Consider the following 14342-nt stretch of genomic DNA (forward strand, 5'->3'; position numbering starts at 1 on the left):
TTCAAACTGGGGGCAGGATAAAATATCCCCCATACCCCTCTCATCCTTCAAAACTCTTTACCGCTCGCTTCGCTCGGGGGCGTGGTGCGAAGAACGCGGCTGGCGGGGGACATCAGCCCAATTTCGCGTCCAGCGCGTCTGATACTTCACGACCAGCGTGAAAATACCCTCAGCCCCGAGCCCCACTCGCACATTCGCCGGAGTGCTCCCCACCAGCGCACCACCTTCCGTAATCCCGCGTCACATATGCAAAGTTACTTTGCCTCGGGTCCAGGGCCGAGCAGGCCCTGGTCGCCCGCAGGGCGAAATATCCCCCATACCCCCTCTCATCCTTCAAAACTCTTTACCGCTCGCTTCGCTCGGGGGCGTGGTGCGAAGAACGCGGCTGGCGGGGGACATCAGCCCAATTTCGCGTCCAGCGCGTCTGATACTTCACGACCAACGTGAAAATACCCTCAGCCCCGAGCCCCACTCGCACATTCGCCGGAGTGTATCCCACCAGCGCACCACCTTCCGTAATCCCGCGTCACATATGCAAAGTTACTTTGCCTCGGGTCCAGGGCCGAGCAGGCCCTGGTCGCCCGCAGGGCGAAATCTTCCTTCCTCTCATTCCTTCTTCCCTTCCCCCTGGTCCCTCGCCCTCTTCCGCGTTACAAGATCCGGGTCATGAGCGAGTATACGGAAGCTGATTCCTGGGGCGGTTCGGTGGGCCGGGTGGAGACGCGGTTCTACACCTTTGGCGAGGCCGAGCCGTTTTGGTTGGAGTGCGGCCGGGAGTTGTCGCCGGTGACGGTGGCGTACGAGACGTACGGGGAGTTGTCGCCCGCGGGGGACAACGCGGTGCTGCTGTGCCATGCGCTGACGGGCGACGCGCACGCGGCCGGGTACCATCACGAGACGGACGCCAAGCCGGGCTGGTGGGACATTTACGTGGGGCCGGGCAAGCCGGTGGACACGGACAGATATTTCGTCATTTGTTCCAACGTGCTGGGCGGCTGCATGGGCTCCACCGGCCCAGCCTCGCAGAAGCCGGGTTCGGACGAATTCTGGGGACTGGATTTTCCGGTGGTGACCATCGGCGACCAAGTGCGGGCGCAGAAGCGGCTGGTGGAGCATTTGGGCGTGGAGCGGCTGCTGGCGGTGGTGGGCGGCTCGGTGGGCGGCATGCAGGTGCTGGAGTTGAGCCTGCGGTATCCGGAGATGGTGCGCGGGGCGTGCTGCCTGGCCACCACGGCGGAGCATTCGGCCCTGGCCATCGCCTTCAACGAGACGGCGCGGCAGGCGATTCTGGCCGACCCCAACTGGAACGGCGGGGACTACCACGGCGGCCCCATGCCGGACTTCGGCCTGGCGGTGGCGCGCATGATCGGCCACATCACCTATCTTTCCGACGAGGCCATGCGGCGCAAGTTCGGGCGGAGGCTGCAGGACCGCTGCGCGCCCTCGTACAACCTGGAGGCGGACTTCCAGGTGGAGTCGTACCTGCGGTACCAGGGGCGGAAGTTCACGGCCCGGTTCGACGCCAACTCGTTTCTGTACCTGACCAAGGCGGCGGACTATTTCTCCATCAGCCAGGCCTGGGGCAACGGCTCGCTGGTGGCGGCCTTCGAGCGGGCCATGGCCCGGTTCCTGGTGGTGTCCTTCACCTCGGACTGGCTGTACCCCACGGCGCAGTCGCGCGACCTGGTCAAGGCCATGAAGAAGAACGGGCTGGAGGTGAGCTTCATGGAGATCGCGGCCGACTGCGGCCACGACGCCTTTTTGCTGCCCAACCACCGGCTGGCCCACCTGATCGCCTCTTTCCTTGAGAGCACGAAGGAGGGGCGGGGCTGATGCGTTTCGACCTGAAGGTCATCGCCTCCTGGGTGGAGGAAGGCGCGCGCGTGCTGGACCTTGGCTGCGGCACCGGCTCGTTGCTGGAGCACCTGGTCAAGGACAAGGGGGTGCGCGGCACCGGCATAGAGCACGACGAGGAGAAGGTGGGCAAGGGAATCGGCCGGGGGCTGGCGGTGGTGCACGGCGACCTGGTGGAGGAGATAGGGGACTACCCGGACGGCCAGTTCGACTACGTCATCCTCTCGCAGACGCTCATGCAGGTGGCCGACCCGGCGGGGCTTATCCGGCGCATGCTGCGGGTGGGCCGCCGGGGCATCGTCAGTTTTCCCAACTTCGCCCGCCTGGGCAACCGGATGCACCTGCTGATGCGCGGCCGCGCCCCGGTTTCCCGCAACCTGCCCTACGAGTGGTACGACACGCCCAACATCCGCGTCATCACCCTGGCGGATTTCCGCCGTTTCTGCCGCGTGCAGGGCTTCGCCATCCAGCGGGAGGAAGCGGTCATCTCCCTGGACCCGGCCGAGGGGCGCACGGTGCGCTTCTGGCCCAACCTGCGTGCCACCCACGGCATCTACATGCTGGGGGACTAGACCACCTTGCGCAGGCAGGCCCCGAGACGGGCGATGCCTTCCTCGATGCGCTCGGGCGCGGCGTTGGAGAAGTTGAGGCGGAAGGCCCCGTCCGATCCGTCCAGGTAGAAGGGGCTGCCGGGCACGAAGGCAACCTTCTCGCGGATGGCCTCGTGAAAGACGTCTTCGCTGCGCAGCCCGTCCGGCAGGCGGCACCACAGGAACATGCCCCCCTCGGGCTCGGTGTACTCCAAGGCCTCGGGGAACTCCCGGCCAATGGCCTCCACCATGACTTGGCGGCGGTGGCCATAGACTCCGCGCAGGGTCTCCACGTGGGCGTCCAGGTCCTCTTCCGCCAGAAAGCGGGAGGCGATGCGCTGGGTGAGGGAGGGGGTGTGCAGGTCCGCGGCCTGCTTGGCCGTGACCAGCTTGGCGTACAGGTCGTCCGGGGCGACGACCCAGCCCAGGCGCAGTCCGGGGGCCAGAATCTTGGAGAAGGAGCCGCACAGCACGGCGTTTTCCACCCCCTGGGCGACGGGCGGCAGGTCCTCGCCCAGAAAGCGCAGCTCGCCGTAGGGATCGTCCTCCACCAGCAGGGTGTCGGAGCCGGCCAGCAGGTCGCGCACGGCTTGCCTGGCTTCGGCGGAGTAGGTTGCGCCCGAAGGGTTCTGGAAATTGGGCACGCAGTAGAAAAGTTTGGGACGCTCGGCCAGCCTGCCGGCCATTTCGGCCGTGTCCGGCCCGGTGTCGCCCAGGCCCACGGTGGCGAAGCGCGGCGCGAACATGGAGAAGGACTGGATGGCCCCCAGGTAGCCGGGCCGCTCCAGCAGCAGGCCGTCGCCCTCGTCCAGCATGACCTTGCCCAGCAGGTCCAGCGCCTGCTGGGAGCCGGTGGTGACGAGCACGTTCTCCGGGTTCACCTCCCAGCCGAACCGCGTGCGGTAGCGGGCGGCGATGGCCCGGCGCAGGGGCGGGAAGCCCTCGGTGACGGCGTATTGCAGGGCCTGCGCCCCTTCCTCGGCGAATACGGCCCGGGCGGCGCGGTCCATGGCCTGGACCGGGAAATGGTCCGGGCTGGGCAGGCCGCCGGCGAAGGAGATGATCTCCGGATCGGCCGTGACCTTGAGGATTTCGCGGATGTAGGAACGCTTGACCGCGTCCAGGCGCCTGGCGGTGCGAAGGGGTGTCGTGGAAGGCATCGCGGCATCCTGCACCCGCCCGGCGGCCATGGCAAGCCTAGCGGCTGGTCAGGCCGTACTTCTTGAGCTTGTACTGCAAGGTGCGGCGGGAGATGCCCAGGGCATCGGCCGTTTTCTGGCGGTGGCCGCCATGGCGGCGCAAGGCGTCCTCCAGGGCGGACTTCTCGGCCTGGTCCAGGGAGATGCCCTCCTCCTGGGCCCCCTCGGCGGCGGATTCACCCCCCGCGGCCGCATCTCCGCCTCCGGCGCGGAGCTGCGGGGGCAGCAGGTCCGGGGTCAGGCTGTCGGCACGGGCCAGAACCAGGGCGCGCTCCAGCACGTTCTCCAGCTCGCGCACGTTGCCGGGCCAGTCGTGGCCGCGCAACGCCTCCAGAAAGGCGGGGGAGACGTCGCGCACGTCCTTGCGGTTCTTCTCCCCCAGCTTGCGCAGCAGGTGCGCCGCCAGCAGGGGCAGGTCCTCCATGCGCTCGCGCAGCGGGGGGATGCGGACAACCAGCACGGCCAGCCGGTAGTACAGGTCCTCGCGGAAATTTCCCTTTTGCGCCTCGGCCTCCAGGTCGCGGTTGGTGGCCGCGATGATGCGCACGTCCACCTTCACCTGCCGGGTGGAGCCCAGCGGCTCGACGGTGCGCTCCTGGAGGACGCGCAGCAGCTTGGCCTGCAACCCCGTGTCCAGCTCGCCCACCTCGTCCAGAAAAATGGTGCCGCCGTGGGCCAACTGAAAGCGCCCCGGCTTGGCCTTGTTCGCGCCGGTGAAGGCCCCCTTCTCGTAGCCGAACAGTTCACTCTCCAGCAGCTCGTGCGGCAGGGCGGCGCAGTTGACCTTGATGAGCGGGCCGTCCGCCCGCTGGCTGGCGGTGTGCAGCCGTTCGGCCACTAACTCCTTGCCCGTGCCGGACTCGCCCTGGATGAGCACCGTGGCCTCGCTGGGGCCCACCTGCTCGATGAGTTCGGCCAAACGCCGCATGGGCGCGGACTGCCCCACCATGTCCGGTCCGGCGGTGAGGCGCTGCTTCAGTTCCCGGTTCTCCCGGTGCAGCCTGCCCCACTCCCGCGCCTTGTCCAGCACGGCCACGAGCTCGTCGTTGTCCGCTGGCTTGGAGAGGTAATCGAAGGCCCCGCGCTTCATGGCCTCCACCGCGGAGCCCACCGTGCCGTAGGCCGTGAGCATGATGACCGGCAGGCCGGGACGGTCGGCCAACAGCCGCTCCAGCACCTCGGAGCCCTCCATGTCCGGCATGCGCATGTCCAGCAGCACCGCCTCAGGCTCCACCTCGGCCACCTTTTCCAGGGCGGCTTTGCCGCCGTCGGCCTCGGCCACCTCCCAGCCGGCGTCCTCCAGCACGGCCCGCAGCATCATGCGCTGGGGCTTCTCGTCGTCCACAATGAGCACGCGTCCGGTCATGCCGCCTCTCCGCCGGTTTCCGGTTCATTCGGGAAAAACAGCCGCATGGTGGTTCCCTCCCCGGGCTTGCTGTCGATGTCCAGCCTGCCGCCCACCCCTTCGGCCACGGCGGAGACGATGGCCAGCCCCAGCCCCGTTCCCTCGGCCCGGGTGGTGTAGAAGGGCTCGCGGGCGCGCTCCAGGGTCTCGGCGTCCATGCCCCGGCCGTTGTCCGCCACCGAGACCTCCACTCCGCCGTCCACCTCGCGGGAGCCGATGCGGATGCGGCCGCCCTCGTCCACGGCCGTCAGGGCGTTCATGACCAGGTTGAGCAGGGCCTGCCGCAGCGAGCCCGGATCGGCCCGCGCCTCGGGGGCCTGAAAATCCGTCTCCAGTTCCACGCCCTTTTCCTCAAGATCGAAGATCAGCAATCGCTCGATCTCCGAGGCGGCCTCGGCCAGGTCCACCGGCGCAAGGTCTCTGGGCGCGGGCCGGGCCATGAAAAGCAGGTCGGAGATGACCTTGTTCAGCCTGTCCGCCTCGCGCACCATGGTCTCGGCGTACTCCTCTTCCGGCGCGCGCCCGGCGAACTTCTTGCGGAAGAACTGGGCGAAGCCGCGCAACGAGGACAGGGGATTGCGCACCTCGTGGGCCACGCCGGCCGCCAGCCGTCCCACGGCCGCCAGCCGCTCGGAACGGGCCAATTCCGCCTCCAGCCGTCCCACCTCGGTGCGGTCTCGCAAAAGCATCAGGCAACCGCCCTCGCCGGGCAATTCTTTGCGGATGACCTCCAGCCTGCGGCCGGAAAGCTCCATATGGGAGGCCCCCCGGCAGAGGGACACGCCGGGCATGACCTCGGCCAGTGGCCGCCCCACGGCCTCGCCGCCCAGCATGTCGCGGGCGGCCGCGTTGGCCGCGGTCACGTCGCCGGAAGCGTCCACCCGCAGCAGGCCGTCGGGCATGGCGTCCAGCAGGCCGTGGTGCACGCGCTCCAGGGCGGCCAGCCGCCGCCCCGCCTCGCGCCGCCGGGCGTAGGCCGCGCCCATGAAAATCAACAGTCCGCCCGCTCCGGCGGTGAAACCGGTGGTCAGCCAGGCGGTGCGCCGCGCACCCCGGTAGCCCTCCATGAATTCCCCGGCCCCGAGCCCCACGGCCAGGTGGATCGGCTCCCGGCCGCCCGGCTCGCAGCCCATGCCGGGATCCATGGAGCAGACGTTGGACAGGACGCGCCCTCCTGGTATGATGGTCATGTATACTTCCTGTCCAGGCAGGAACCCGGACCAGCGTTCCCTGACGTCCAGGGCCCGCGCCGCTCCCGGCGGCAGGTCCACGGCCTCGCTCCCCTCTCCGCGCAGGACGGCGAGTTGCCGTCCGTCACGCCCCAGCAGGGCCATGAAGCGTACGTCCGACTCGCCCGCCACCTCGCGGAAGAAGGCGCCGGCAGTGGCCAGGATATCGGGATCCGCCGCCTCGGTCCCGTCCGGCGGCGGGCGGCGCTCCCGCCCTTCCCGCATGTGGTTCCGCCCCATGTGGCCCATGTGCCCCATCATGCCTGGTCCCATGAAACGGCGGGTCAGGCCCCCGCGCACCCCTCTGGCCACCACTTCGGAGGCCAGTTCCAGGTGTTCCTCCATGAGATGGCGCTGCCGCCGCACTCCGTCCCAGGTCACGGCGGTCACGGCCAGACAGGCAGCGGCGATGGCCGCCCAGGCGAGCCACGTGGGCAGGCCGCCACGGTCGAGGCGGAACTCCATCTAGGCCTCCGCCCGGAACCTGCCGGGAAGGCGGACATGTGTGGAAAAGACGGAAAAATGGATCATATTGCTTTGTCTCTGCGCAAAGAATCGGGCCGCCTCATCGCCATACAGTTCCGCCGTGGGCCTGACAAGGCGCGGGGCCCGGCGGCCGTCCGCCGGGCCCCGCATCGCGGCATACTTTCCGCCTAGTAGTCGTTCATGCGGCCCTGGCGGCCCCGGGAGTCGTAGCCGTTGTACTCATCGTACATCATGCCCCTGCGGCCGTTGTAGCCGTCATGCATCATGCCCGGCCTCATGTGGCGGCCCTGGCCGTCGTGCATCATCCCGGGCCCCATGTGGCGGCCCCGGCCGTCACGCATCATCCCTGGCCCCATGCGGCCACGGCCGTATCCGTCGTTCCAGCCGGGACAACCCTCCAGGTAGACCGCATCCCCCAGGGCGTTCCGCAATTCGTCGCGCATGGCCCGGCGCTGCTGGCGCAGTTGGGTCTGCAGCTCCACGATGTCCTTGGTCAGCTGCTCCACCTTGGCCTGGTCGCCCTGGCCGGAAGCCATGAGGTGGTCCAACTGCGTGCGTTTGGCCCACAATTCCTGGCGGGTGGCGAAAATCCTGTCCTGGTGTTTGTCCATGATCTCCCGCGCCTGTTGCCGCTGCTCGTCGCTGAGGTTCCGCTGCCCCTGGTAGGAATAGCCCGGGCACTCGCCGTAGTAGCCGCCTCCGCCCCAGCGTTGCGCCTGGGCGGGTACGGCCGCCAGCAGACCGAGGGCCAGCGCCAGGGTGGTCAACAACATCGTCTTGCGGGTCATGTCGTCCTCCTCAAGGGAAAATGGTTTCGCCGTCCGCTGCAACAAAAAAATAAGCAGACGACGTGCCAAGGCGTCTTTCCCCTGTATTATTGGAAAGTTGCCGCACTTTCCGCATCCATCGACGCGCAGACTTGTGCAACATCCCGCACAGCTTCGCCGACAATACGGACTCTCCCCATTTCTATCAGATGGAGGGTGCGGATGCGAGGGTCTGGATTGTACGCATTGCTGGTGGCAAAAAAAGGCCCGGCGGATATTCCGCCGGGCCGCCTGTACTTCCCCCCGAAACCGGAGGTTCGGACTGTAGCCTAGTAGTTCCAGCCGGGGCAGCCTCCGCCTCGGCGGTGGCCGTAGCCCGTGGCGCGGCCCTGGCGCATGCCCTGGCCATGGTTCCAGTTCCCGGCCTGGTCATACCGGTTCATGTGGCCCCGGTAGTGGCCGCGCTGGCCGTTCATGGCCGCGTTGCCCTGGTACCGCTGGTTGTACTGCCCGGTATTCCGGCCGTTGTAGGCTTGTTCCTGGTTGTAGCCGTTGTTTTGTCCGAAGCCGACGCCGTTCTGCGCCAGGGCGGGGATGGCCGCCAGGGCGATGACGAGGGCTGCGGCCAGAAGAAGCATGGTCTTGCCTTGCATTGTTTTCTCTCCTTTCTTTCCTTGCGTTTCAGTATACATAAAGCAGAGAGCGTGCCAAGACGACAGCCTAATAATTTCAAGTATTTAGACAGGAGGGCATTTTCTGTGATGTGCACGCGATGTGCAATTCTCCGCACGCCTTGTGCATCCGGGTGCACCCCCCCCCAACGTGAAGAGCCCGGCGGCCTGGGCCGCCGGGCTCTCCGGTTTGGGGTTCAAGGATGAGGAGGATGGAGGGTATGTGGACAGGAGCTCCTACCAGGTCATGCAGGGACCGTAGCCCATGCCGTGCCCCATCATGCCGTGATGGGGGCCACGGTGGTAGCCACGACCATAGCTGTTGTTGGCGGCCACATCGCCCAGCTTCTGGTTCAGTTCCCGCCGCATGGCTTGGCGCTCCTGGAAGAGTTGTCCGCGCAGATCGGAGATTTCAGTGGTCAGCTGCTCGACCTTCCCCGGGTCGGCCTGGCCGGAGCGGGTCAGGGCGTCGAGCTGGGTGCGCTTGGCCCAGATGTCCTGGCGCAGCTGGAAGAGCTTCTCCTGGTGCTTGTCAATGATCTGGTCAAAAGTCTTCTGTTGCTCCGTGGTCAGGGCGGGGCCGCCGTATCCGGGGCCGCCGCGCATGGAGCCGGGACCTCCGCAGCCATAGCCCTGGGCGTGGCCGTAGCCCGGGCCGCCGTGTCCGTAGCCGGAACCGTGGCCGGGTCCGCCGTGGTTGCGGGCCATGGCCGGGACGGCGGCCAGCAGGCCCAGGGCCAGAATCGCCGTGATGAAAATGGATGTACGCTTGGTCATGTCTCTCTCCTTGCTTGATGTGCAACGCGTCGTCGCCATTGCCCAGGAGAGAGGCAGAAGCCGTGCCAAAAATGAAAAAATAGTCATAACGAATACTTACCCAATGCGCACCCGCCGCATCCGCCCGGGTTGTGCGAAGCGCTGCACCAGCATGTGCAAACGGGTGCACAAATGTGCACGGCGAAGGGCGCGCGTCCCGCCGGGGCTTGCCTCGGCGCGCGTGGAGGGTATGATGGCCCGTCCACTCCCGCCCGCTTGATTGACAAGCCCGGGGGGAGGGGCTACCTGACCACCAACCGCAACCAAGGAGCGTGGCATGCGCGAGAAGGTCGAAGCCGCACTGGAAACCGTCCGTCCCAGCCTGCGGGCCGACGGCGGCGACGTCGAACTGGTTGAGATCACAGACGACAACGTGGTCAAGGTGCGCCTCAAGGGCGCCTGCCAGGGGTGCCCCATGTCCCAGATCACCCTCAAAAACGGCATCGAGAAGATCATCCTCAAGGCCGTGCCCGAGGTGAAGGCAGTCGAATCCGTGCCCATGTAGGGCGCGGTCCGCTTTCGAACGCGGCGGGCCTTCCGGCCCGCTTTTTTTTGCTCTCCAAAGGATACCCATGAGCCAGATCGTCACCCGCTTCGCGCCCAGCCCCACCGGATTCCTGCACGTGGGCGGGGCGCGCACCGCGCTGTTTTCCTATCTGCTGGCCCGCCACCACGGCGGCGAGTTCCTGCTGCGCGTGGAGGACACCGACCGCGAGCGCTCCACCGCCGAGGCCACCCAGGCCATCCTGGACGGCATGGCCTGGCTGGGTCTGGAGCCGGACCGCGAAACCGTCTTCCAGAGCCAGCGCACCGACCGCCACAACGAGGTCGTCGAGCAGCTGCTGGAGTCCGGCCAGGCCTACTGGTGCGAGTGCACCCCGGAAGAGGTGGAGGCCATGCGCGAAAAGGCCCGGGCCGAGGGCCGCAAGCCCAAGTACGACCTGCGCTGCCGCGAGCGCGGCATGACCGCCGCCCCTGGGCGGGTGGTCCGCCTCAAGGCCCCCCTGGACGGCCAGACCGTGTACGAGGACCTGGTCAAGGGGCACATCGCCACGCCCAACGCGGAGATGGACGACCTCATCCTGCGCCGGGGCGACGGCTCGCCCACCTACAACCTGGCCGTGGTGGTGGACGACATGGACATGGGCGTGACCCACGTGCTGCGCGGCGAGGACCACGTCTCCAACACGCCGAGGCAGATCCTCATCTATCAGGCCCTGGGCGTGCCCCAGCCGCGCTTCGGCCACGTGCCCATGATCCTGGGCCCGGACAAGAAGAAGCTCTCCAAGCGCCACGGCGCGCTGTCCGTGCTGGAATACCGCCACATGGGCTACCTGGCCGAGGCCATGGTCAACTACCTGGTCCGCCTGGGCTGGAGCTACAAGGACCAGGAGATATTCTCCCTGGACGAGCTTGTGGAGCTGTTCACCACGGACAACCTCGGCGCGTCCGCGGCGGTGTTCGACGTGGAGAAGCTCAACTGGCTCAACGCCCACTACATCAAGGAGAAGGACCCGGCCGAGCTCGCCCGGCTGGTGCGCCCGCTGTTCGAGAAGAAGGGGCTGGACGCCTCGGACGAGGAGTACCTGCGCCGCATCGTCCCCCACTACCAGCCCCGGGCCAAGACCCTGGTGGAGATGGTGGAGGGGGCGGACTTCTTCCTCTATTCCACCGAGGACCTGCCCTACGACGAAAAGGCGGTGAACAAGTTCCTCAAGGGCGACGCCGTGGGCCGCCTGCGCGACCTGCGCGGGATGCTGGCCGGGCTGCCCGATTTCGAGGAGGAGACGCTGGAGACGGCCCTGAAGGGCTACGTGGAGCGCAACGAGCTGAAGTTCAAGGACATCGCCCAGCCCATGCGGGTAGCCGTGACCGGCCGCACCAAGAGCCCCGGCCTGCACGAGACCCTGGCCGTGCTTGGCCGCGAGCGCAGCCTGTCCCGCCTGGACCGGGCCCTGGGCATGGCCGGGGAATAGCCCCGGCTGCCCAACGAGAAAAGGCCCGGCTGTTGGAGAACAGCCGGGCCTTTTTCATTGCGGTCCGTGCGCCTGGACTACTCGGCGCTGCGGGCGGCGGGCTTGACCACCCTCCCGGAACGCAGGCAGGTGGTGCAGACCATCTCGCGGGAGACCTCGCCGTTGGGGAGCTGCACGCGCATGCGCTGCAGGTTGGCCCCGAAGGTGCGCTTGGTCTTGATGTTGGAGTGGCTGACGTTGTTGCCGACTTGGCGCTTCTTGCCGCAGATGGAACATTCCTTGCCCATGGTCGCCTCCTAAAACGATTCGCCCGGCCGCGCCGGGCGTGGTATGGTCGTACTCGTCCCCGGCGTGTCGGCTCGGGGAACATCGCTCTTTAGCCACTTTGGAAAAAAATGGCAACCCCTTTTTTCTTGACAAGGGTCGGACCTGCCTCTACGTTCCCTTTTCCGCGCCGGAGGACCCCTATGTCAGAGCATTTGCTGTCGCTCACCAACCTGCCCCAGGACGGGCGCCGCTTCCAGACCAGCGACCCCGCCATGTGGGACGATCTGCTGTCCCGCCACGGAGCTCCCTTCAGCCTTGAGCGCGTGCCCGAGGCCGAGGTTCTGGTGCGGCCCAGCGGCAAGGGGTACTTCATCCAGGGGTCCCTGGAGGGAGCTGTGCTCCTGTCCTGCGACCGCTGCGCGGAGAGCGTGGCCACGGAGGTTTCCGCCTCCTTCGACCACTTCGAGGAGCCCGGCCACGAGCCGGAGACCGGCGAGGGCCCGGAGGAGCGGGTGGTGGTCACCCGCGACGGGGAGCCCATGCTCGACGTGGCCTCCCTGTTGTGGCAGTTCCTGCTGCTCGAGTTGCCGTTGAAGGTGCTCTGCGCGGCCTCCTGCAAGGGCATATGCCCCACCTGCGGGGCCGATCTGAACGAGGGCGAGTGCGCCTGCGAGGCGGAGACCGGCGACCCGCGCCTGGCTCCCCTGCGCGGGCTGAAGATAGACAAGGACTGAGCCTCCCGCCGGGCGGGAAGACCAAAGACCAACCAACGAGGCACATCATGGCTGTCCCCAAGAAGAAGACTTCCAAGTCCCGCAAGGGCATGCGCCGCGCCCACGACCACGCGGCCAAGCCCACCGTCGTCTACTGCCAGTGCGGCGAGCCCGCCGTCCCCCACCGCGTCTGCTCCGCCTGCGGCGCCTACAAGGGCCGCCAGATGCTGCGGCGCGAGGAAGAACAGTAGCGGGCATGACTCCCTCTGCCGAGGCGCCGCTTCAGGGCCGCGCCGCCCCCCGCATCGCAGTGGACGCCATGGGCGGCGATTTCGGCCCCCAGGTCGTCGTGCCCGGCGCGGTCGAAGCCGCCAGGGGACAGGACCTCAACCTCGTCCTGGTGGGCGACGTGCGCCGTATCGAGACGGAGCTTGAGAAGCTGGACACCTCCGGGCTGGCCATCGAGGTGGTCAACGCCTCCCAGGTGGCCGAGATGGGCGACAAGCCCTCCGAAGTGGTCCGCCGCAAGAAGGACTCCTCCATCGTCGTGGCCTCCCGGCTGGTCAAGGACGGGGCGGCCGACGGCGTGGTCAGCGCGGGCAACACCGGGGCCACCATGGCCTGCGGCGTGTTCGTCATCGGCCGCATCAAGGGCGTGGACCGGCCCTGCCTGGCCTCCATCATGCCCACCGAGCAGAACCCCATGATCCTCACGGACGTGGGGGCCAACCCGGACGCCAAGGCGCACCACCTCTTCCAGTTCGCCATGCTCTCCGACGCCCTGGCCCACACCGTGCTGGGCTACGAGCGGCCCCGCGTGGGGCTGCTCTCCATCGGCGAGGAGGAAGGCAAGGGCAACGTGCAGGTGCGCGAGGCCTTCAACATGCTCCGCTCCTCCACCCTGGACTTCGTGGGCAACGTGGAGGGCCGGGCCATCTTCCGGGGCGGCACGGACATCGTGGTCTGCGACGGCTTCGTGGGCAACGTCTGCCTCAAGCTCTCCGAGGGGCTGGCCTCCTCCTTCGGCAGGCTGCTCAAGCGCGAGCTGACCTCCGATTTCTTCGCCAAGGTGGGGACCATGTTCTCCATCGGGGCGCTGCGGCGCTTCAAGCGGCTGGTGGACTACGCCGAATACGGCGGCGCGCCCATGCTGGGGCTGACCGGCTCGGTCATCGTCTGCCACGGGGCCTCCAACGAGAAGGCCATGAAGAACGCCGTGGACATGGCCGCCACCAGCGTGCGGAACAACACCTCCGCCCTCATGGCCCAGCGGCTCTCGGAAAACTGCGACCTGACCCGCTACTCCCGCCGCCAGGCCGGCGACTGCGCCTGACGGCGTTCCATAAGGAATCCTGCCCATGACCGCCCATATCCTCGGAACCGGACGTTTCGTGCCCGAGAAGGTCCTGACCAACAAGGACTTCGAACGGATGGTCGAGACCTCGGACGAGTGGATCGTCACCCGCACCGGCATCAAGGAGCGCCACGTGGTGGCGCCCGGCCAGACGGCCTCCGACCTGGCGCTTCAGGCCTCCCGCCAGGCCCTGGACGAGGCCGGGCTGACACCGGACGATCTCAGCCACATCATCGTGGCCACCTGCACGCCGGACACCTTCACCCCGGCCTGCGCCTGCCACCTGGAGCGCAAGCTGGGCATCAGCGGCAAGATCGCCTTCGACATCAACGCCGCCTGCTCCGGCTTCACCTTCGGGCTGGAACAGGCCCGCGCCGTGCTCGCCCTGCATCCCCACTCCAAGGTGCTGCTGGTGGGCGTGGACATCCTCTCCTCCCGCACCAACTACGAGGACCGCACCACCTGCGTGCTCTTCGGCGACGGCGCGGGCGCGGCCGTTCTCACGGGGGCCCCGGGGGAACGCGAGGTGGACGGCGAGGTGCTGGACGTCATCCTGGGCACCGACGGCAACTACTCGGAACTGCTGCACATCAAGGGCGGCGCTTCGGGCTGGCCGTACAAGGCCGGGGACACCGTTGGGCCGGAGAACTTCATCGTCATGGAGGGGCGCGAGGTCTACAAGGTGGCCGTGCGCACCATGGAGTCAGCCTGCCGCGCCGTGCTCGACGGCCAGGGGCTGACCACCGACGACGTGGACATGCTCATCACCCACCAGGCCAACCAGCGCATCATCGAGGCCGTGGGCAAGAAGCTGAACATCGACAACGGCCGGGTATTCATGAACGTGCACAAGTACGGCAACACCTCCGCGGCCTCCGTGCCCATGGCCCTGGCCGAGGCCAGGGAGGAAGGGCGCGTGAAGAAGGGCGATCTGGTGCTGGTGGCCGCCTTTGGCGGCGGCTTCACCTGGGGTTCGGCCCTGATCCGCTTCTAGGTTTGCCAAGCCCGCATCATT

15 protein-coding genes are annotated in these 14342 nt (G+C 67.5%); 8 read left to right on the top strand and 7 right to left on the bottom strand.

Annotated features, from left to right (window positions below; translation table 11 throughout):
* Positions 1 to 666 precede the first annotated feature (666 nt).
* Both metX and metW read left to right on the top strand, forming a co-directional pair.
* Positions 667 to 1833, top strand: coding sequence for a homoserine O-acetyltransferase MetX (gene metX / locus N911_RS0106350; protein ID WP_029895445.1), 1167 nt, complete (start codon positions 667 to 669; stop codon positions 1831 to 1833).
* Complete coding sequence (gene metW, locus N911_RS0106355) at positions 1833 to 2426, top strand: methionine biosynthesis protein MetW (RefSeq protein WP_029895447.1); 594 nt, start codon at positions 1833 to 1835, stop codon at positions 2424 to 2426. The genes metX and metW overlap by 1 nt, the downstream gene beginning before the upstream one ends.
* Here the strand turns inward: metW and N911_RS0106360 are convergent.
* From N911_RS0106360 to N911_RS17395, 6 genes are all read right to left on the bottom strand, one after another.
* Entirely contained in the window at positions 2423 to 3604 is a 1182-nt protein-coding gene (locus N911_RS0106360; RefSeq protein WP_029895449.1) for an aminotransferase-like domain-containing protein, read from the bottom strand. The two genes, metW and N911_RS0106360, sit on opposite strands and share 4 nt — an antisense overlap.
* A 37-nt stretch (positions 3605 to 3641) precedes the next feature.
* Positions 3642 to 5009, bottom strand: coding sequence for a sigma-54-dependent transcriptional regulator (locus tag N911_RS0106365; RefSeq protein WP_029895451.1), 1368 nt, complete (start codon positions 5007 to 5009; stop codon positions 3642 to 3644).
* Positions 5006 to 6742 (bottom strand): two-component system sensor histidine kinase NtrB, encoded by a 1737-nt coding sequence (locus tag N911_RS0106370; protein ID WP_051693979.1) that lies wholly within the window; start codon positions 6740 to 6742, stop codon positions 5006 to 5008. The genes N911_RS0106365 and N911_RS0106370 overlap by 4 nt, the downstream gene beginning before the upstream one ends.
* A 188-nt stretch (positions 6743 to 6930) precedes the next feature.
* The gene (locus N911_RS18600; RefSeq protein WP_035104438.1) at positions 6931 to 7551 is read right to left on the bottom strand and encodes a Spy/CpxP family protein refolding chaperone; all 621 of its coding nucleotides are present in this window, start codon (positions 7549 to 7551) and stop codon (positions 6931 to 6933) included.
* A 308-nt stretch (positions 7552 to 7859) separates the two neighbouring features.
* Positions 7860 to 8183 carry a hypothetical protein gene (locus tag N911_RS0106385; protein ID WP_029895455.1) on the bottom strand — a complete coding sequence of 108 codons (324 nt, stop codon included), beginning with the start codon at positions 8181 to 8183 and terminating at the stop codon, positions 7860 to 7862.
* A 255-nt stretch (positions 8184 to 8438) separates the two neighbouring features.
* On the bottom strand, positions 8439 to 8978 hold the full coding sequence (locus N911_RS17395) for a periplasmic heavy metal sensor (RefSeq protein ID WP_051693980.1): 540 nt from the start codon (positions 8976 to 8978) through the stop codon (positions 8439 to 8441).
* Positions 8979 to 9294: 316 nt separating this feature from the next.
* On the opposite strand from N911_RS17395, the gene N911_RS0106395 reads away from it, so the two are divergent.
* On the top strand, positions 9295 to 9522 hold the full coding sequence (locus tag N911_RS0106395) for a NifU family protein (protein WP_029895458.1): 228 nt from the start codon (positions 9295 to 9297) through the stop codon (positions 9520 to 9522).
* A 67-nt stretch (positions 9523 to 9589) separates the two neighbouring features.
* Entirely contained in the window at positions 9590 to 10993 is a 1404-nt protein-coding gene (gltX, locus tag N911_RS0106400) for a glutamate--tRNA ligase (RefSeq protein WP_029895459.1), read from the top strand.
* 77 nt (positions 10994 to 11070) lie between these two features.
* On the opposite strand, the gene rpmB is transcribed toward gltX, so the two are convergent.
* Entirely contained in the window at positions 11071 to 11280 is a 210-nt protein-coding gene (gene rpmB, locus N911_RS0106405; RefSeq protein WP_029895460.1) for a 50S ribosomal protein L28, read from the bottom strand.
* A gap of 180 nt (positions 11281 to 11460) precedes the next feature.
* Here rpmB and N911_RS0106410 point away from each other — a divergent pair, with 180 nt between their 5' ends.
* Genes N911_RS0106410 through N911_RS0106425 form a run of 4 tightly spaced genes read left to right on the top strand, consistent with a single transcriptional unit; the run spans position 11461 to position 14321 of the window.
* Positions 11461 to 11994 carry a DUF177 domain-containing protein gene (locus N911_RS0106410; protein ID WP_029895462.1) on the top strand — a complete coding sequence of 178 codons (534 nt, stop codon included), beginning with the start codon at positions 11461 to 11463 and terminating at the stop codon, positions 11992 to 11994.
* A 47-nt stretch (positions 11995 to 12041) separates the two neighbouring features.
* A complete protein-coding gene (rpmF, locus tag N911_RS0106415; protein WP_029895463.1) occupies positions 12042 to 12224 on the top strand; it encodes a 50S ribosomal protein L32 in 183 nt (60 codons plus the stop codon).
* Between the two features lie 5 nt (positions 12225 to 12229).
* Entirely contained in the window at positions 12230 to 13306 is a 1077-nt protein-coding gene (gene plsX / locus N911_RS0106420) for a phosphate acyltransferase PlsX (protein WP_051693983.1), read from the top strand.
* A gap of 25 nt (positions 13307 to 13331) precedes the next feature.
* Positions 13332 to 14321, top strand: coding sequence for a beta-ketoacyl-ACP synthase III (locus N911_RS0106425; RefSeq protein ID WP_029895467.1), 990 nt, complete (start codon positions 13332 to 13334; stop codon positions 14319 to 14321).
* Positions 14322 to 14342 lie beyond the last annotated feature (21 nt).

The organism is Desulfohalovibrio reitneri, assembly GCF_000711295.1.
Lineage (GTDB): Bacteria > Desulfobacterota > Desulfovibrionia > Desulfovibrionales > Desulfovibrionaceae > Desulfohalovibrio > Desulfohalovibrio reitneri.